At 52.6% G+C, this 18,816-nt stretch carries 16 protein-coding genes and 2 rRNA genes; 13 read left to right on the top strand and 5 right to left on the bottom strand.

What is annotated here, in order from left to right; all coding sequences use genetic code 11:
• Nucleotides 1-48: 48 nt before the first annotated feature.
• From MHH28_RS17270 to MHH28_RS17225, 10 genes are all read left to right on the top strand, one after another.
• Nucleotides 49-2,974 (top strand): 23S ribosomal RNA (locus MHH28_RS17270).
• 122 nt (nt 2,975-3,096) lie between these two features.
• Nucleotides 3,097-3,213: ribosomal RNA gene (rrf, locus tag MHH28_RS17265) — 5S ribosomal RNA — on the top strand.
• A gap of 122 nt (nt 3,214-3,335) precedes the next feature.
• The gene (locus MHH28_RS17260; RefSeq protein ID WP_405104294.1) at nt 3,336-3,470 is read left to right on the top strand and encodes a hypothetical protein; all 135 of its coding nucleotides are present in this window, start codon (nt 3,336-3,338) and stop codon (nt 3,468-3,470) included.
• Nucleotides 3,471-3,649: 179 nt separating this feature from the next.
• A complete protein-coding gene (locus MHH28_RS17255; protein WP_405104293.1) occupies nt 3,650-4,750 on the top strand; it encodes a hypothetical protein in 1,101 nt (366 codons plus the stop codon).
• 212 nt (nt 4,751-4,962) lie between these two features.
• On the top strand, nt 4,963-5,622 hold the full coding sequence (locus MHH28_RS17250; RefSeq protein WP_405104292.1) for a response regulator transcription factor: 660 nt from the start codon (nt 4,963-4,965) through the stop codon (nt 5,620-5,622).
• Between the two features lie 2 nt (nt 5,623-5,624).
• Complete coding sequence (locus tag MHH28_RS17245) at nt 5,625-7,007, top strand: ATP-binding protein (RefSeq protein WP_405104291.1); 1,383 nt, start codon at nt 5,625-5,627, stop codon at nt 7,005-7,007.
• 98 nt (nt 7,008-7,105) lie between these two features.
• Nucleotides 7,106-8,197 carry a hypothetical protein gene (locus MHH28_RS17240; RefSeq protein WP_405104290.1) on the top strand — a complete coding sequence of 364 codons (1,092 nt, stop codon included), beginning with the start codon at nt 7,106-7,108 and terminating at the stop codon, nt 8,195-8,197.
• Nucleotides 8,198-8,386: 189 nt separating this feature from the next.
• The gene (locus MHH28_RS17235) at nt 8,387-9,184 is read left to right on the top strand and encodes a dihydrodipicolinate synthase family protein (protein WP_405104289.1); all 798 of its coding nucleotides are present in this window, start codon (nt 8,387-8,389) and stop codon (nt 9,182-9,184) included.
• A 127-nt stretch (nt 9,185-9,311) separates the two neighbouring features.
• Nucleotides 9,312-10,013: a metallophosphoesterase gene (locus MHH28_RS17230; RefSeq protein WP_405104288.1), complete on the top strand. Its 702-nt coding sequence runs from the start codon at nt 9,312-9,314 to the stop codon at nt 10,011-10,013.
• A 63-nt stretch (nt 10,014-10,076) separates the two neighbouring features.
• Nucleotides 10,077-10,550 carry an OsmC family protein gene (locus tag MHH28_RS17225; RefSeq protein WP_405104287.1) on the top strand — a complete coding sequence of 158 codons (474 nt, stop codon included), beginning with the start codon at nt 10,077-10,079 and terminating at the stop codon, nt 10,548-10,550.
• 28 nt (nt 10,551-10,578) lie between these two features.
• Here the strand turns inward: MHH28_RS17225 and MHH28_RS17220 are convergent, their stop codons facing one another.
• From MHH28_RS17220 to MHH28_RS17205, 4 genes are all read right to left on the bottom strand, one after another.
• On the bottom strand, nt 10,579-12,000 hold the full coding sequence (locus tag MHH28_RS17220) for a sensor histidine kinase (RefSeq protein WP_405104286.1): 1,422 nt from the start codon (nt 11,998-12,000) through the stop codon (nt 10,579-10,581).
• A 2-nt stretch (nt 12,001-12,002) separates the two neighbouring features.
• Complete coding sequence (locus MHH28_RS17215) at nt 12,003-12,689, bottom strand: response regulator transcription factor (protein WP_405104285.1); 687 nt, start codon at nt 12,687-12,689, stop codon at nt 12,003-12,005.
• A 15-nt stretch (nt 12,690-12,704) separates the two neighbouring features.
• Complete coding sequence (locus MHH28_RS17210; protein WP_405104284.1) at nt 12,705-14,177, bottom strand: FG-GAP repeat domain-containing protein; 1,473 nt, start codon at nt 14,175-14,177, stop codon at nt 12,705-12,707.
• Between the two features lie 491 nt (nt 14,178-14,668).
• Entirely contained in the window at nt 14,669-16,090 is a 1,422-nt protein-coding gene (locus MHH28_RS17205) for a glycoside hydrolase family 1 protein (RefSeq protein WP_405104283.1), read from the bottom strand.
• 139 nt (nt 16,091-16,229) lie between these two features.
• On the opposite strand from MHH28_RS17205, the gene MHH28_RS17200 reads away from it, so the two are divergent.
• Nucleotides 16,230-17,198: a LacI family DNA-binding transcriptional regulator gene (locus MHH28_RS17200; RefSeq protein ID WP_405104282.1), complete on the top strand. Its 969-nt coding sequence runs from the start codon at nt 16,230-16,232 to the stop codon at nt 17,196-17,198.
• 133 nt (nt 17,199-17,331) lie between these two features.
• Here the strand turns inward: MHH28_RS17200 and MHH28_RS17195 are convergent, their stop codons facing one another.
• On the bottom strand, nt 17,332-18,030 hold the full coding sequence (locus MHH28_RS17195) for a DUF6710 family protein (RefSeq protein ID WP_405104281.1): 699 nt from the start codon (nt 18,028-18,030) through the stop codon (nt 17,332-17,334).
• A 66-nt stretch (nt 18,031-18,096) separates the two neighbouring features.
• On the opposite strand from MHH28_RS17195, the gene MHH28_RS17190 reads away from it, so the two are divergent.
• Both MHH28_RS17190 and MHH28_RS17185 read left to right on the top strand, forming a co-directional pair.
• Nucleotides 18,097-18,342, top strand: a complete 246-nt coding sequence (locus MHH28_RS17190) for a hypothetical protein (protein ID WP_405104280.1) — start codon at nt 18,097-18,099, stop codon at nt 18,340-18,342.
• Nucleotides 18,279-18,617: a GH32 C-terminal domain-containing protein gene (locus tag MHH28_RS17185; RefSeq protein ID WP_405117150.1), complete on the top strand. Its 339-nt coding sequence runs from the start codon at nt 18,279-18,281 to the stop codon at nt 18,615-18,617. Before MHH28_RS17190 ends, MHH28_RS17185 begins: the two co-directional genes overlap by 64 nt.
• The last annotated feature ends 199 nt before the right edge of the window (nt 18,618-18,816 follow it).

The raw sequence follows: 18,816 nt of genomic DNA, 5'->3' as shown, positions 1-18,816 counted from the left end.
TGCGCTATTCAAAACAAGATGAGCAAACAAGCAAAACACCGGAACGGTGGTTAAGCTACTAAGAGCACACGGAGGATGCCTAGGCGCCAGGAGCCGACGAAGGACGTGGCGAACAACGAAACTGCCTCGGGGAGCTGTAAGCAAGCTTTGATCCGGGGGTGTCCGAATGGGGAAACCCAGCTGTGGTAATTCGCAGTTACTCGTATCTGAATACATAGGATACGCAGAGGCAGACCAGGGGAACTGAAACATCTAAGTACCCTGAGGAAGAGAAAACAATAGTGATTCCGTCAGTAGCGGCGAGCGAACGCGGAACAGCCTAAACCAAGGGGCTTGCCTCTTGGGGTTGTGGGACGTCTCACATGGAGTTACAAAGGAATCGAGTAGGCGAAGAGGTCTGGAAAGGCCCGCGATAGAGGTAAAAGCCCTGTAGCCCAAACTGTGTTCCCTCCGAGACGGATCCCGAGTAGTGCGGGGCACGTGAAACCCCGTATGAATCCAGCAGGACCATCTGCTAAGGCTAAATACTACCTGGCGACCGATAGTGAAACAGTACCGTGAGGGAAAGGTGAAAAGCACCCCGGAAGGGGAGTGAAATAGAACCTGAAACCGTGTGCTTACAAAAAGTCAGAGCCCGTTTTAGGGGTGATGGCGTGCCTTTTGTAGAATGAACCGGCGAGTTACGTTTAACATGCAAGGTTAAGGTGAGAAGCCGGAGCCGCAGCGAAAGCGAGTCTGAATAGGGCGACTGAGTATGTGGACGTAGACCCGAAACCGTGTGATCTACCCCTGTCCAGGGTGAAGGTGCGGTAACACGCACTGGAGGCCCGAACCCACGCATGTTGAAAAATGCGGGGATGAGGTGGGGGTAGCGGAGAAATTCCAATCGAACTCGGAGATAGCTGGTTCTCCCCGAAATAGCTTTAGGGCTAGCCTCGGTGAATGGAGTGGTGGAGGTAGAGCACTGATTGGGTGCGGGGCCCGCAAGGGTTACCAAGCTCAGTCAAACTCCGAATGCCATTTACTTCTTGCCGGGAGTCAGACAGTGAGTGCTAAGATCCATTGTCAAAAGGGAAACAGCCCAGACCATCAGCTAAGGTCCCCAAGTGTGTGTTAAGTGGGAAAGGATGTGGAGTTGCACAGACAACCAGGATGTTGGCTTAGAAGCAGCCACCATTGAAAGAGTGCGTAATAGCTCACTGGTCGAGTGACTCTGCGCCGAAAATGTAACGGGGCTAAACACACCACCGAAGCTATGGCTAGATACTTTGTATCTGGGGTAGGGGAGCGTTGTATGTGGGTTGAAGGTGTACCGTAAGGAGCGCTGGACAGCATACAAGTGAGAATGCCGGTATGAGTAACGAAAAGATCAGTGAGAATCTGATCCGCCGAAAGCCCAAGGTTTCCTGAGGAAGGCTCGTCCGCTCAGGGTAAGTCGGGACCTAAGGCGAGGCCGACAGGCGTAGTCGAAGGACAACAGTTTGAAATTACTGTACCACCGTAATCCGCTATGAGCGATGGGGTGACGCAGGAGGGTAGTGACGCGGACTGATGGATGTCCGTCTAAGCAGTGAGGCTGGTGTGCAGGCAAATCCGCACATCGTAAGGCTGGGCTGTGATGGGGAGCGAAAATTATAGTAGCGAAGGTCATGATCTCACACTGCCAAGAAAAGCCTCTAGTCAGGAGAAGGTGCCCGTACCGCAAACCGACACAGGTAGGCGAGAAGAGAATTCTAAGGCGCGCGGAAGAACTCTCGTTAAGGAACTCGGCAAAATGACCCCGTAACTTCGGGAGAAGGGGTGCCTCGGTAGGGTGAATAGCCCGAGGGGGCCGCAGTGAAAAGGCCCAAGCGACTGTTTAGCAAAAACACAGGTCTGTGCGAAGCCGCAAGGCGAAGTATACGGGCTGACGCCTGCCCGGTGCTGGAAGGTTAAGGGGAGCGGTTAGGAGCAATCCGAAGCTGTGAACCGAAGCCCCAGTAAACGGCGGCCGTAACTATAACGGTCCTAAGGTAGCGAAATTCCTTGTCAGGTAAATTCTGACCCGCACGAATGGCGTAACGACTTGGGCGCTGTCTCAACGAGAGATCCGGTGAAATTTTAATACCTGTGAAGATGCAGGTTACCCGCGACAAGACGGAAAGACCCCATGGAGCTTTACTGCAGCTTGATATTGAATTTGGGTACGATCTGTACAGGATAGGTGGGAGCCGGTGAGGCAGGAGCGCAAGCTTCTGCGGAGGCGCCGTTGGGATACCACCCTGATCGTATCTAGGTTCTAACCTGGTGCCCTTATCGGGTACGGGGACCGTGTCAGGCGGGCAGTTTGACTGGGGCGGTCGCCTCCTAAAGAGTAACGGAGGCGTTCAAAGGTTCCCTCAGAATGGTTGGAAATCATTCGCAGAGTGCAAAGGCATAAGGGAGCTTGACTGCGAGACCTACAAGTCGAGCAGGGACGAAAGTCGGACTTAGTGATCCGGTGGTACCGCATGGAAGGGCCATCGCTCAACGGATAAAAGCTACCCTGGGGATAACAGGCTTATCTCCCCCAAGAGTCCACATCGACGGGGAGGTTTGGCACCTCGATGTCGGCTCATCGCATCCTGGGGCTGAAGTAGGTCCCAAGGGTTGGGCTGTTCGCCCATTAAAGCGGTACGCGAGCTGGGTTCAGAACGTCGTGAGACAGTTCGGTCCCTATCTGTCGTGGGCGCAGGAAATTTGAGAGGAGCTGTCCTTAGTACGAGAGGACCGGGATGGACGTACCGCTGGTGCATCAGTTGTTCCGCCAGGAGCATGGCTGAGTAGCTACGTACGGACGGGATAAGCGCTGAAAGCATCTAAGCGTGAAGCCCCCCTCAAGATGAGATTTCCCAGTATGTAAGACCCCTTGAAGACGACGAGGTAGATAGGTTGGAGGTGGAAGTGCAGCAATGCATGGAGCTGACCAATACTAATCGGTCGAGGGCTTATCCAATTTCTAATACACAGATTCGTTTCGGATTCAGTTTTCAGGCGATCAAGCCTGGCAGGATGTTAAACCGATGGTTTGATATTTTCTGTCGCGATTTCGAGAAGCGTAGGCTTCGAAAAATCACGTTTGGTGGCGATAGCGGAGGGGTTCCACACGTACCCATCCCGAACACGACCGTTAAGCCCTCCAGCGCCGATGGTACTTGGACCGAAGGGTCCTGGGAGAGTAGGACGTTGCCAAGCACTTAAGACCACTGTTGATTCCTCGACAGTGGTCTTTTTGTATTTTCGGAGAAGCTTGGACACTGCTCGAGAAGCAGCGATGTAACATTTAAGGAAAGCAGTTGGATTTTATCCACTTGCTGATGAGAAAATGGCCGATGCAGGAACAGGAGTTGGAAAAACAACAATTAATAGATTCGATTTCAGCCAAAGTAGCGTCCACACGAGGAATAGATGTTGTTTATCCACTTGCTTCGGTCCATCCGCCGGAAACTTAACCATTAAGATACGTTTTTCCACTTGCTTGCTGCAGAAGCCGTTCTGGTTCCAGCCGGGTCCAGTTATTGCTGGCCCTGATTCTTTTTACAACTCCATAACAACTGTCACTCTACTTTATAACATGTTGAGAGTAGGGTAGTGGTAGAGAAAATACTATATTCCTGTGGAGGTTATCCCGTTGAATAAGAAGAAGCGGTCTGCTTCTATAGCTGTCCTGTTATGTGCAGGAGGGTTATTCGCCATCAGTGCTGTTGTCGTCCCGAACTTAGTGAACTCTGCTGTTGTCGCCAAAGACAGCACAGCAGCACCACAGAAGGATGTCAGACAAAGTCTACCCAAAAACACGGTTCCTGTATTGAAAGTTGAAGCGCCCTTGCCGGTATCTACTGTTGATGATTACCTGCGGAAGAATATGAACAAGGAGCAAATGGAGCAAATTTATGATTCTCTGAGCAAAGCACCTGAGCCCACGGTAGTTGGCGGCCATGATCAAACCGAATCTGAGCTTAACCTTCGAACTAAGCGTCAATGGGTGCTGGAAGATCAGTATGTGTATGATGGTCTTCGGCCCCGGATACCACTGCCTTTCGAGGCGGGACAAGGAGATTTATATCTGGATCTAAAGACCAATACGCTCTACGTTCCAGATAGAACTTGGACCGATGAAGAACTGCTGCAGCTTATAGACTGGAACTATCGCCTGGCGTATATAGCCTCTCAACGGTTTCCGGAAAAACCTGTTTTTCCTCAAAAGTACAGCGAGTCAGAATTCATCATGCGTGCGGCTGAAAGTGTACGTAAGCTCTATGATGCGGATGTGTCCAAGCTGGAAATATCAACTAGTCTGCACAAACCGGGATTTGGCTTTCCTTCCCAATGGTGGGTGCATTTCTCTCCCTACAAGGAGCGGACCATGCGGGGACAAGGAATGGAGGTATGGAATTACCATGTGATTATCGATACAGAAACCGGAGTGTTAGTGGATACGACAGCTATTAATGCGGACGCGATAAGAACGCCTATTGACGGAGCTGCGGCTGCCACTATCCAAAAGGATGATCGTTGGATCAGGGAAGCTAAGCGGATTGTTAAGGACAAGCAAGGAGAGCAACGGAAAATCGTAAAGGCATATCTGACCGATACCGAGGTAAACAATAAGCGCGGAATGGTTGCGGTGGATGTGTTATTAGAGGACGGCAGCAAATATAATGCGGAGTTTCGCTATCCGAGTATGATGCTGCGTTGTCTGATTTATGAGCCTGCTGATAAGGAGAAATAAAACGATAAGCGGGCAGCCTTATGTTCAATGAACCCAAAAAGTCCTGACGATCAAGCAGTTCTTGATTCGTCAGGACTTTTTGGCAGGCGGGCGGGTGTGTAAGGTCAGGTTCGGCTTATAGGTTATGTATGCTCTGGAATCTGGTATGATTAAGATTAGGTTACCTATGAACGGGTACCCTGTGGCTACAGAGTTAGGAGGATATTCGATAGATGGCTCATATACTTGTTGTTGAGGATGAACAGGCGATTAATGATTTAATAACGATGAACCTTAAGCTGGTGGGACATACGTATGCCAAAGCCTATACCGGTTCGGAGGTAGCGGACATGCTAGAGAAGGAACGTGCGGATCTGGTCTTGCTGGATGTCATGCTTCCCGGTCTGGACGGGTTCGGGGTGATGGAGCAGATTGCTCCATTGCGGATTCCGGTGATTCTGATTACGGCCCGGGGTGCACTCTCTGACCGGATCAGGGGCTTCGAGCTGGGGGCTGATGATTATATTATTAAGCCTTTTGAGATCCTGGAGCTGCTGGCCCGGATTAATGTCGTCCTGCGGAGGAATGAACAGGCGGCGTCTGTCTTTACGTGTGACGATGTGGAGGTCCGGTTCACGGAGCGCCAGGTCCGGGTCGGCCAGCTTCCGGTTGAGTTGACGGCCAGAGAATTCGAGCTGCTGGAGGTGCTGATCCGCAACCGCAATATTGCCCTCTCCAGAGAGAAGCTGCTGGAATTGGCCTGGGGTTATGATTACGCGGGCGATACCCGCACGGTGGATGTACATATCCGGCAGCTGCGCAAAAAGCTGGGCTGGGAAGAACGAATCAAAACGGTATTCAAGCTGGGCTACCGCCTGGAAGTTCAGGTCTAGCCATGAAATTCTGGCATAAGATTCTTCTGGCGGTTCTGGTGCTGTTCATAGCAGCTCTTGATGTAAGTGTCGTGATGGTGATGAAAAAAAGCTGGCAGCTGAACATGGCCAGTGAGCGCAAACGCGCGGCCAGCGAGCAACTGCTTATTACGAATAATATCTATGAGAATATGGATTCGATTCAGGCCAGAGGTGTGTCCCTCAACCCGGCACTGCTGGTCAGCGTAGCTAAATCCTATGGTGAGCATTATCGCAAACAAGGAATAGAGCTGGAGCTGCGGGAGAATGGACTGCTGCTCTATCCCGTTCAGGACGGGAGAAATTCGGAAGAGCAGCGTGCGGCGCCGGAAGAACATATCATGACGTTAGCGATGCCGCTCCCTGCTCCTTATCAGCATCTGGAGCTGGCGTACAAGCGCGATATCAGCGGGCTGTACGCCCAGAAGCAGGAGCTTAACCACTTTTTCGTGATGATTAACTGGATTGTCGGTCCGCTCCTCGTGGTGCTGCTCTATCTTCTGATCCGGCATCTGACCAGGCCCCTCAAGCTGTTGTCCGAGACGACCAAGACGATTGCCGAAGGCGATTATTCCAAGCGTGTGGAGCTGAACAGCAGGGATGAGTTCGGGGAGCTGGCCTTCAACTTCAACCGCATGGCTTCGGTGATAGAGCAGCGTATGAGCGATCTTGAGGACATGGCTGAGGATAAACAGCGGATGGTCGATAATCTGGCTCATGAGCTGCGGACACCGCTAACCAGTATGCAAGGATTCGCGGAGCTGCTTACTTCGGCTAATATTGGCCAGGAGGATCAGATTAAGGCTGGTCATTACATTTTGAGTGAGACAGTGCGGCTGAAGAATCTGGCCTTCAAGCTGCTTGATCTGTCCGTTCTGCGGCATCAGCCGCTAAGGCTGGCAGAGGTGGACGTTGGTACGTTGTTCGAAACCGTAGCGCAGACCGAGCGGCAGAGGTTAACAGATAACGGATTACTGCTTCAGGTGGACAGCTCCATACCCGCTGTATGGGGAGATGCCGATCTTCTGGCAGCCTTTCTGGTGAATCTGATCGAGAATGCGATTCCGCCATCGCCTCCAGGGCATACGATCTACATGCTGGCCTATCAGCAGGACGAGGAAATGGTACTTGAGGTTAAGGACTGCGGGAACGGGATGACAGAAGAACAGAGCAGGCGGGCATTCGAGCCTTTCTACCGTGCAGATCCGTCACGTTCGCGGGCCTATGGCAATGCAGGTCTCGGTCTCTCTCTCTGCTGCCAGATTGCCGAAGCGCATCAGGCCAGAGTGGAGCTGCAATCGGTCCCCGGGGAGGGGACGAGCATCCGGCTTTTTTTAAAAGATAAGAATGTATACGTTGTGGGGTAATTTACAACTTCCTAACAACTGCGACCCTACTCTATAACATCCCGGGATTAAGCTATGGATAGGCGTTAATATCCTGAATTCCGATGGAGGTAATACTATTGAACAAAAGCAAACTGTCCGCTACTTTGGCTGTCATCGCATTCTCAGGAGGGATACTCGCAGTCAGCGGGTTCGTCGTCCCCAGTCTGGCAGACTCTGCTGTCTTCGCCAAGAGCAGCACGGCAACTCAGGTCAATGCGAAGTTAAGTCCGGAAGGAAGTACTGTTCCTGTATTGAAAGTGGAGGCCCCGGTCCCGGTATCTACCGTGAATGATGATCTGCTGCTGGAGCAGATGACTGAGGAACAGATCCAGCAAATCTACGACTATCTGGAGCTGCCGGGCGATCCGAACACTTCAGGCAGGGAAATGACCGATGCGGAGGTTAAACGCAGACAGGTGCTTGAAGATCAGTATGTGTATGATGGTGTACGCCCCAAGAAGCTTTTGCCGCTACAGGCGGGTCAAGGAGAAGTGTACCTGGATCTGAAGACCAATACGTACCATCAACCGGAGCGCACCTGGACGGATGAAGAGCTGCTGCAAATGATTGACTGGCGCTACCGGCTTAATCTTGTGGCATCCAAACGTAATATTACTGCTCCTGTCGTTGCCGTACCGGAGAAATTCAGTAAGGCTGAAATACAGACACGGGCAGCTGAAAGTGTGCGCAAGCTGTTCGATGCGGATGTCTCCAAGTTGAAGACGAATGTAATGCTGGTGGAGCCGGGCTATGGTATACCTTCATTCTGGTCGGTTGGCTACATTCCTTATAAGTCGTCCACTCTGCTTGGACAAGGCCAGGAGTTCTGGCAATATAGTGTGCAGGTCAATCCGGACACCGGGGTGGTAGTAGATACGACAGCCTTTAACTCTGTGATAAAAAGAACCCCTATCGATGCGGCAGCAGCGGCTGCCATGAAGAAGGATGACAGCTGGATCAAGGAAGCTACCCGGATTGTGAAGGACAAGCAGGGGGAGAAAAGAAAGATAGTCAAAGCTTATGTGACGGGCACCGAAGTAAACAATAAACGCGCAATGGTAGCCGTGGATGTGTTACTGGAAGACGGCAGCAAATATAATGCGGAATTACGCTATCCGAGTAAGCAGCTGCGTTGTCTGATCTATGAGCCTGCCGGTAAGGCTAAATAAGCAGGAAGCCGTGTGGTTATAGAACATGTGGTTATAGAACTGAATCTGTCCTGATGATCAAGTATTTCTTGATTCATCAGGATTTTTTGTTACATTGGAGATAGAAGATGCGAGGTCTATTCTAACAAGTGGAACAAGTAGAAGGAGATTGGGCTTCTTAGTACGGGTACTAACAGTAAGGAGTGTAATATGAAAAGACTAAATGTTGCGATTCCTACGCCTTTTCACAGTGATGAAGGTCTGAATGTAGAAGGATTCGAAGCCATTGTCGCCTACCAGAAGCAGAACGGCATCGAATCGCTGCTTATCTCAGGTAGCACAGGTGAGCAGCATTCGATGAGTATCGGAGAGAGACTGGAGATCATTGAGTACTTCAATCAGCAGCGCTTCCAGGGGATAGAGCTGGTGTTCGGGGCTTCTGCCATCAGAACCCGGGACGCGGTAACGCTGGTTCAGGCGCTGGAGACATCGGTGATAGATGCCATTATGATTGGCTTCCCGCCATACATCCGGCCTACGCAACAGCAGGCAATCGCTTATGTGGAGGAACTGCTTAGTCATACGGCCAAGCCGGTGGCGTTGTATAATAACCCGGGGCGGACCGGATTCGATCTGACCCCGGAGTCGCTGTACACGTTAATCCAACGCCACCCGAATATTGTCGGCTACAAAGAAACGGGCGATTTAGAGCGGCATCTTGGGGTCTCTTACCCGGAGGATTTCATCCTCTTTGCTGCGGGAGATGTGAATGTTGTGGAGCGTATGGCTACTGGCAAATGTAACGGCCTATCAAGTGTTGCCGGAAACATCTATCCGCAGGAGATCAGGGAAGCGGTCAGCCGGTTGCTGCAGCAGGAGCCGGTGGAGGCTGGTCCGCTCGAAGAGAAGGTATCTGAGGTATTCAGCGGCCATGCCCTAATTAACATCAAACAGCATTACAACAGCTTAGGCATTCATGCGGGGATCTGCCGGGCGCCTCTACTGTGATGCTTACAATGACGGTGAAATGCTTTGGAGCGGCTGATTAAGGAGCCTGCGGTTATTGTTATTGGGGAGGGACAGCTTCAGCCTAAGAATGTGAGGAAGCTGAGATTAACCGTTAAGGAGGGAGTTCATGCGCAAATTCTTCATAACGGACATCCATGGGGATCAAAAAGGGCTGGAGCTGCTGCTCCGGCAGTCTGAATTGGACTGGGGAAAAGACCAGCTGGTCATCGGCGGAGATATGATCGACCGTGGCAAGGACTCAGCTGGAGTGCTTGGTTACCTTAAGCAGCTTACAGAGCGGCATCCGGGCCAGGTCCATGCGCTGATTGGCAATCATGAAGAAATGATGGGGGATTATATAATAAGCGGCGACAAGCTTTGGCTTAGCCATGGCGGGCGTGAGACGCTGGCGAGCCTGAAGCAGGCTTATCCCGACCCGGATCAACGGCAGGAACTGATGGAGTGGGCTTATTCCTTGCCAATGTACTTCGAGGATGATGGATATGTATATACACATGCTGGACTATACACAGAGCAGCCTCTGAAGGAGCAGGGCCGGGAGATTCTATGGATGACAGAATATGAATTCTACTGCCAGCCGCGTGAAGCGCTGCTTGCTTTAACGAAGGGCAGGCCGGTGATTCATGGGCATACGCCGGTTGAACGGATCTATGGTGACGGCGCCAGGATGAACTGCGATCTGGGGTCTAATACCTACCCGATACTTGAAGAAAGGTCGCTTGGGCTGGTGAATCTGACGGAGATGACTTGCCATGTGTATAGGCAGGCAGACCAGCGGCTGGAGACCAGACGGATCGGGCGTATTTAGCTCCGGGAGTGACACAAGACAAGAGCACTTATTTGATATGAAGAAAAGAAAGGACGGAGTGAGATGAAGCATCCTTTTCACCTGAAGGCGGTATGGAATGGAGGGCGGAACAGCGAGGGGCATATCGATGCAGGCGGGCTGCGGACGGTCATCTCAATTCCGCAGGAGATGGGCGGACCGGGAACCGGCACGAACCCTGATGAAATGCTGCTGGGCGCAGCGGCGACCTGTTATCTGATCACGCTGGCCGCAATGCTGGAGCGTTCGGAGATTGTCCCGGCGCAGCTGACTCTGGCGTCTGAAGCGACAGTAGATGTGACGAATAACGTGTTCACGTACGAACGGATCGTGCATAGACCGAGAATTGTACTTCAGGCCGATGCGGCACCGGGGCAGCTGAAGACGGCAGAGCGGCTGGCACATAAGGCTGAAGCCTCCTGTATGATCTCCAGAGCCGTGGCCGGGAATGTGCAGATTCAGACGCAGCCGGTCATTGAGGTGGCCGGAGAAGAAGGACAGGCTCAGGAAGAATTGTAGCGTGTAAGAGCCACGGCGCCAGCAGGGATTACATTGACGGCGGCGGCAGATGCTGCTCCACCTGGTAACGGGGCAGTTCTACGATAACTGAGGTGCCTACGGTGAATTCACTCTCGACCCGCAGACGCCCGTCATGCAGCTCAATGATCTCTTTGCAGATGGCCAGGCCCAGACCGCTGCCGGACTGGCGGGACCGTCCCTTGAAGAATTTGGTGCCGAGCTGCGCCAGATCAGCGGCTTCAATACCCTCGCCGTTGTCAGCGACTGTGACGAGTATCCGTTCGCCTTCCAGCACGGCTGTAAGGCGGACCTCCCCCTCCGCAGGGGTGAACTTGAAGGCGTTATCCAGCACATTGACAAACACCTGCTTCAACCGGTTAAAATCACCGTCCACCGGCAGCGGCTGATCGGGAAGGTCGGCATAGAGACGGATCTGCTTCGTCTGCCCCCGGTATCTGAACTGCAGCAGCAGATCTTCCAGCAGGCCTCTGAGATCATAGGGCTGGCGGACAATGCGGATCTCTCCGGCCTGAAATTTGGAGAAGTCGAGGAGATCCTCGACCAGACCGATCAGCCGGTCTGTCTCCCCGGTCATGACCTCAAGACCTTGCAGGGTCTCCCGCTTATCCGACAAATCACCGACCAGCAGCGTCTCTCCCCAGCCTTTGATAGAGGTCAGCGGGGTACGCAACTCATGGGTGACGGAGGAGATGAAATCATATTTGAGCTTCTCGCTCTTGAGGATCTCTTCCGACATATAATTCAGTGTTACCGCCAGGGTGCCGACTTCATCGTCATAGCGTCTCTCTGCCCGGACGGCAAAATTACCGGTGGCCATTTCCTTGGCGACCCCGGTCAGTTGTTGGATCGGCCCTACGATCCGTTTGGCGATAATAAGGCTGAGTATGAAGCCGAAGCCAATGACGAGCAGCCCGACGATGGCTGCATTCAGCGCGATTTTGAGAATAACGTTATATAGAGGCTCTGCCGAAACCGAGTAGCGCAGCAAGCCGATCGTGCTCCCTGATTCCTTCAGTGCAATAGAGACCGCCATAATCCGTTCCCCGTTCACCGGCTTGATGCTCTGAAAGCTTCCTTTACCGCTGGTCAGGGCAGCTCTGACATCGGGGGTATTCACCTGCTCTGTACTGGAGAAGCCGAAGGAATTAATGACCACCTGCCCGGCCGGACTCAGCACTTCCACCTTACTGCTCTCCTCAGGGGAAAGATTCTCCAGAATATAACGCGCCCGCTCATTCAAGCTATAGCTCTCCAGATACTTATTGAAAAAGGTCGCTGAAGTCGTGGCCCTTGTATTCAATGTCTCCATCGCGCTGCCCAGATAATAATAGTGGACGGCGGCGATGAACACCCCCTCCAGCAGCAGCACGATCAGGAGCAGCATAAGGGTAATATAGACGATAAGTCTGGACCTGATTCCCTTCAGCACGATTAGCCCCTCCAAATATATCCGAATCCCCACACCGTCTCAAGGAACTGCGGCCCGGAGGACTCCTGTCCGATCTTCTGGCGGATTCGGCTGATATTCACATCTACAATTTTAAGATCACCCATGAAGTACTGCCCCCATACGGCGGTCAGCATATCGTCCCGGTTCATCGCCTTGTTCGGCTGCTCCATCAGCAGCTTGACGATCATAAACTCGGTAGGGGTCAGCGGGATATCCTGCCCGTCCTTCAATAATTTCCGTTCATCCAGCATCAGAGTAAAAGGCGGAAGCTCAATAAGGTTCTCCTGCGGCAGCGCCTCACCCGGATACATCCGGCGGTAGAGCGAGCGCACCCGGGCAACCAGCTCTACCGGACTGAAGGGCTTGACTACGTAGTCGTCTGCGCCGGATTCCAGGCCCATGACCTTGTCGATTTCCTGGCTTTTGGCCGTGAGCATAATGATTCCCAGCCGGGGGAACTGTGCACGCAGAAGGGTACACACCTCGAACCCGCTGAGTCCGGGCAGCATCAGGTCAAGAATTGCGATGTCGAAGTCCCTCTGCTCCCTGGCAATGCTCAGCGCCTCTTCGCCGGTAGAAGTCTCCGCGATCTCGAAGCCTGCCCGCTTCAGGTTAATGCACAGCAGATCACGGATAGGCTTCTCATCTTCCAGTATCAGCACTTTCATGGACAATTCTCCTTCTTATTGCCGGGGCATTTGCGGTGTGCCGGCGAGCTGAACGACTTCATCCAGTGTCAGCTTGAGCTGATTATAATTCTGCAGGTCAGACTCCTTCAGCTTGGCAGCGGCATCCGGTGCAGGCATTACGGCAATGAACAGGGTCGGCTCTGTGTCATTGTTGGAGATCCCCTGCTCATACAGCAGCTTATACTCTCTATTCTCAGCCTTCAGCTGGGTCTCAGCGGCAGCCCAGGCTTTCTTCGTCAGCAGGCGAAGCTCCAGCAGCGGAGCCTTCACATCAGAACCGGCCTTCTTGTAGCTGAACTGGAGCTTCTCCCACGGCACAGGTGATTCTCCCGGAACCTCAAGCAAGGTCTGGCCGGCCCAAGACTTGGGGATACGGAAGTTGAAGCCCCAGCGGTCGAACTGCTCCTGCACGAAGGTCAGGCCGGACTGTCCGTCCCATTGATAATATTTGGTGATGAATGGGGTGGCCAGCGGTGCCATACCCTCCGTACCGGCAGGCGGTACCAGGAAGCTGAATTCTATGATTCCGTCTTTGTTCACATCCAGGCTGGACTGCGGGTAGTCCTTAACGGCAATACTACTGCTGCCAAGCAGGTCAGGAGCGACAGCCGGCGGAGTCAACACCAGATCCTTGCTTGCAGCGAGCGCGTTATGCTGATAATCATCTGTTGCCAGTATATCAGTAAACCTGTCATTTTCCCATGTCAGCAGTGAAGTATAGGAAGCGTGTGCGCCAACGGCGGCGTCAATGACGATTGCACTCTGGTCAGGGGACACCTTGCCGAACTGGGCTTCGAGCACATTGCCGTCCAGCTTCTGGTCGGATAAGGTCTGCAGCTTACCATCTTTGAGCCGGAGCAACAGGAGATGGGTCTCGCGTATGTTATCTGTGGTGTAGGTACTTTGAAGTAGGGCAATGTCGGTATGGCCGCTTCTGGTCAGGTCGCCAAGAACCAGCTCGTCGTAAGGCTGCTTAAGCAGCTCTGTCAGCTTGCCGCCGCTCAGGCTATAGACCGCCAGCTCTTTGCTTAAACCCTCCCCGCCGCCGTATCCAAGCAGCAGCTCCTCCGCTCCGTCACCGTTAACATCAGTGAAAGACACTTCATTCAATTCGCTGCCCACCCCTGTGAGGTTAGCCAGCTTGGTCCACTTGCCGTCCTGCTGCGAGAGGAGCAGGGTGTTAATCTCGTAATCGGTTTTGTCTGTCTTGTAGAAGGCCAGGAGCTCCTCCTGCCCGTCCTTATCCAGATCCTGTAACTGAATCGCACTCCCGGATTCCGAGCGGATCGGTACAGTTAAGTGCGCATTGGCCGGTAAAAAGGATTTGACGATTCCGGTTAGATTGCCGTCGCTGCTCCCCTGTGACGGGGCCTGAAGCAGATCGCTGGGCGTCTTCATGGTGCCACAGCCGGAGGCCATCAGGCTTAAGAATAGAAGGCTGGTCAGGCCGAAGGTATATTTGTTCATTCCAGTTACGCTCCTTATGATTCATCTGTGGCTAGTATATCCCAACCTTTCGGGCAAATAGTTTCAAAATGGTAAAGGGGGATAACTGAAGATATAAATAAGAGGTGGAATATGAGATGGAATATGAGATGGAATATGAAATGAAGTGCCAGGAACGGTAACGCAAAGTTTATACTCGTCGCTGCGGTGAACATTTGGACTTTCGGCCGCTGTTGTATACAGATTTCTTGATTCAAGCCGCTGTTTGCGGTTGAAATCAGTATACAAAGGCGGACGCTATCGCTCCTACAGTTCCAAATTTCCCCTCCGCTCCTTCCCGCTTTTTGTTAATGGCGTATTCAACTGAAATTGATATCTTCAGTTATCGGGGGGAGGGGCAGGCAAAGACCGGCGGAATGGGCCGCTGTCGCTACCAATCCTACAATTTAAAAAGGCTGTCCCAATCAGCCTTTTTAAGGCTTTTCGGGACAACCCTGTATGGTCTGGCTATTCTATTCGCCTGAGAGCCGCAAGCTCTGCCCGTTGGTAGCAATAACTTCCTTGTACCAGTGGAAGGATTTCTTGCGGTAGCGCTCCAGGGTGCCGGTGTTGTCGTCGTGGCGGTCCACGTAGATGAAGCCGTAGCGTTTGCTGAGCTGTGCAGTGGAGGCGCTGACCAGGTCAATGCAGCCCCAGGAGGTGTAGCCCATGAGTTCAACGCCGTCCTCGATAGCTTCACCCACCTGTACCAGATGGTCATTCAGGTACTCAATCCGGTAGTCGTCATTAACGGTCGGCACTCCGTCTTCTCCGGTAATCAGCTCATCCTTGGCTCCGAGACCATTTTCCACAATAAATAGCGGCTTCTGGTAACGGTCATAGAACATATTCAGCACATAGCGCAGACCCTGCGGGTCAATCTGCCAGCCCCATTCGGAAGCCTTCAGGTATGGATTAGGCGCGCCGCCGATCAGGTTGCCTTCCTGCGTGCGTTTACTGCTGTCCCCGGTCTCACAGATGCTCACATAATAGCTGAACGAGATGAAGTCTACCGTGTGTTTGAGGATGTCGGCATCTCCAGGTTCCATGTGAATCTCAATGCCGTTCTCTCTGAAGTAACGTTTCATGTAGCCGGGATACACGCCTCTTGCATGAACATCCCCGAAGAAATAGTTCATATGCTCCGACTTCATCGCCGCGATCACATCGTCCGGGTTCGGCGTCAGCGGATAGGTCGGCATACTGAGGATCATGCAGCCGATCTGGGCCTGCGGGTTGATTTCATGTCCGATTTTGACTGCAGTAGCACTTGCTACCAGCTCGTGATGAATCGCCTGATACAGATCCTGCTTGCTCAGCTTGTCCTTCGGTGTATAGATCCCGCCGCTCATGAACGGTTCATGCAGGATGGAATTAATCTCGTTAAACGTCAGCCAATACTTCACTTTGTCCTTATAACGCGTGAATACGGTTCTGGCATACCGCTCGTAGAAGCCGACTAATTGCCGATTGACCCAGCCATCATATTGCTTGGATAGGTGCAGCGGAGTTTCGTAGTGGGAGAGGGTCACCAGCGGCTCAATGCCGTATTTGTGGCATTCATCGAACAGGTCGTCGTAGAATTGCAGGCCTTGCTCATTAGGCTCCAGCTCGTCGCCGTTCGGGAAGATCCGGGACCAGGCGATGGAGGTGCGGAAGACCTTGAAGCCCATTTCGGCAAAAAGCTTAATATCTTCCTTGTACCGGTGGTAAAAGTCGATGCCGACCAGCTTCATATTATCTTCGGTAGGTACCTCGGTAATGGGCCCTTTGATTCCTTGCGGAGCTACGTCCTGGGTGGACAGGCCTTTGCCGTCCTCGTTGTATGCGCCTTCCAATTGGTTCGCAGCGACAGCGCCGCCCCACAGGAAGCCTTCAGGAAATGGTGTACTCATGGATTATCCCGCCTTTTGTAAGTTATGGATTCAGATATGGTAAGCTATTGCTAGGTCCGATAATTCCATGCTAATTGTTGTAACGCGTTACATGTCAAGTATTATTTAAAAGATGAAAATATATGTAAGGAGAGTCATCATGTCGAATCTGGATCAAATCGCTAAACTGTCAGGCTTCTCCAAAGCTACGGTGTCGAGAGTGCTGAATCGGTCTCCCCATGTGAGCCAGGCGACGCGGGAGATTATCCTGAAGATCATGGAAGAGCTGGATTATGTGCCGAACGGCAATGCCATTTCCCTGTCCAGAGGGGAGACGATGCAGATCGGGATGGTGACCGAGGGGATCAACGAGGTGATGCTGCCGTTCCTGAACAGCTTCGTGGAGACCGCGAGCCTGCACGGTTATCAGACGATTATCTATACCTCCGGGGGTGATCCGGCCAAGGAGCTGCAAGCCTTCGAGGATATGCGGCGCAAAAGAGTCGATGCACTGGTCATCAGCACCTGTGTTAACGACCAGACGCTCCTTGGCTCCTATTGCAAATACGGGCCGATCGTCTCCTGGCAGCGGATGCAGCTTCCTGAGATTCAGAGTGTGGCCATGAATCAATATGACGGCTATATGCTGGGGCTGGAGCATGTCATCGCAAGGGGATATACGCGGATCGCCAATGCCTTCGGCAGACCGGCCAGTATGAATACTTCCGGGCGGATACAGGCGTACCGGGAGGTTGTCCGCAAATATGCTCTGCCGGTAAACCCCGAATGGTCGCAGACCGGCATCTATTCCATCCGGCATGGCGAAGAGCTGGTCCGGGGGCTGCTTAATTCCGGCGATCCCCCGAGCGCTATCCTCTGCGCCAATGATATGGTAGCGGCAGGGATACTGAGCGAGGCCCGCAGACTGAAGGTGAAGGTGCCGGAGGAACTGGCGATTGTCGGATTCGACAATACAGAGCTGGCCCACACGCTGGGAATCACCTCGATTGATAATCCGATTGCCGCGCAGGCGCAGAGTGCCCTGCATCTGATTCTTGGCAGGCTCAAAGGCACGCCGGCTGTGCAGCAGAAGCTTGAATTCCAGCTCGTACAGAGAGCTACTACTTGAATAAGCCGCGAACCTTCCCGTCCGGGCAGGTTCGCGGCTGTTTGAAATTGCTCATGCTGAAAGCAGGTTGGCCTGTGTCTCACCGCACAATTTCCCTGCGAATTGCAGTATATCGACGGCCGGACGGTATGCCTCAGAAAATAATCTTTTGCTCCGCCATGATCCGGCCGATCTCAAAGATGGCGGCGCATTCCACGAAATGAACCTCGGAGATGATCGAACGGTCATGCGTTCTGTAGTAGTACTTGCCGTCGGTATATACGTGATCGTAGATGAGACTGATGTCATACACCGAGGTGGGGTAGAGCTCCCCTTCACCCTTGGCGATCCCTGCTGTGATGGAATGATGTCCTGAGCCTTCTACGAACGAGATGCCCATTGGAAGCCACAGGGTAACCTGATGATCCTTATCCTGCCGCCAGCTTCCGTTCAAGGTACCTTCACCGATGCGGATCAGACTGTCGCGCAGCTTGCGGGGAATCCAGGGGGAGGGGAAGACCAGATCACGTGCCAGGTTAATGATCCTGCTGCTGTTGTCGATCTGCCGCATCAGGAAGTGGAAGCTCCGTCCGTCCAGCGTAACCTCGGCCCATTCATCAAAGAACAGGTTGTCCGAGAACATCCGCTCCATCTGGTCGACCTCCCCGTAGAGCGCGGGCATCAGCATGAGCTGGCTCTGAATCCGTCTGCCTATCAGCCGTATGAAGTCCACAATCGGGTGGGTCTCCGGCTGGAAGTAACCATAATTAATATCATAATAAAAGCCGAGATTCTCGTTGATCAAATCCTTGGCAAACGCCATGAGATGATCGAATTCTTGTTTCGTTTTCATGCAAAAGCTGCTCCTTCAACCGTATGATCGTGTGCTTATCATATTACGTGCCACGCTCATGTGTCTGTGATGAAAACAGCAGGTAAAGATTGGTTCAGCAGCAGCACCGTCGGTTCTGCGGCTGCGGGTGAACTCTGCCGGATGCACCAACTGGCTGATCCGGCAGAGCAGGGCTCCAATGCGGCAGACGGCCGGCTGTTGATCCGCCAGAAGCCGCTTGCGGACAATGAGCGGAAGAGTTCGGTCTTATTATTCATCATACAGCTACCGAGTATACTGAACTCATCTACTCTGCTGCTGAAGACACTCTAACCCTGCACAGAGATCAGTCAGGCGAGACCGGCTTCTCGGAAATATTCCCCGATCTCCAGAGCACCGGGGGAATCGGCAGCCTGAAGAACCTGCGTATCCTGCTGGATGCGTGTTCGGTGGAGGTGTTCGCTAATAACGGCCTCTCCGCCATCACGAGTCTGGTCTTCCCCGGAGCAATCTGCTCGGGCCTAACCTTCTATTCGAAGGGCGGCAGTGTATTGCTGCGGGACGGACGACTGTCTTTTATTGAACTTTCTAAGCCTGAAAATGGCTGAATATAGCAATAAAAGCTGAAATAAGCAAAAGGGACGAAGCGGAAAGCCTGCTTGGTCCCTTTTGCTGTGTCTTTCGGCGTAATTCATTTGATCTTAAATATTTACAGTTTGTCTAGGCGATCTGCATATATACAGATGGTGATAAAAGAATTAATGTAGTATCGAACGGGCAGCAAAATTAGTGTCTGTATCCATTTAA

The organism is Paenibacillus sp. FSL K6-1217, from assembly GCF_045040735.1.
GTDB lineage: Bacteria > Bacillota > Bacilli > Paenibacillales > Paenibacillaceae > Paenibacillus_AQ.
The sequence above is the reverse complement of the archived record's forward strand: the minus strand, read 5'-3'. Positions and strand labels throughout refer to the sequence as shown.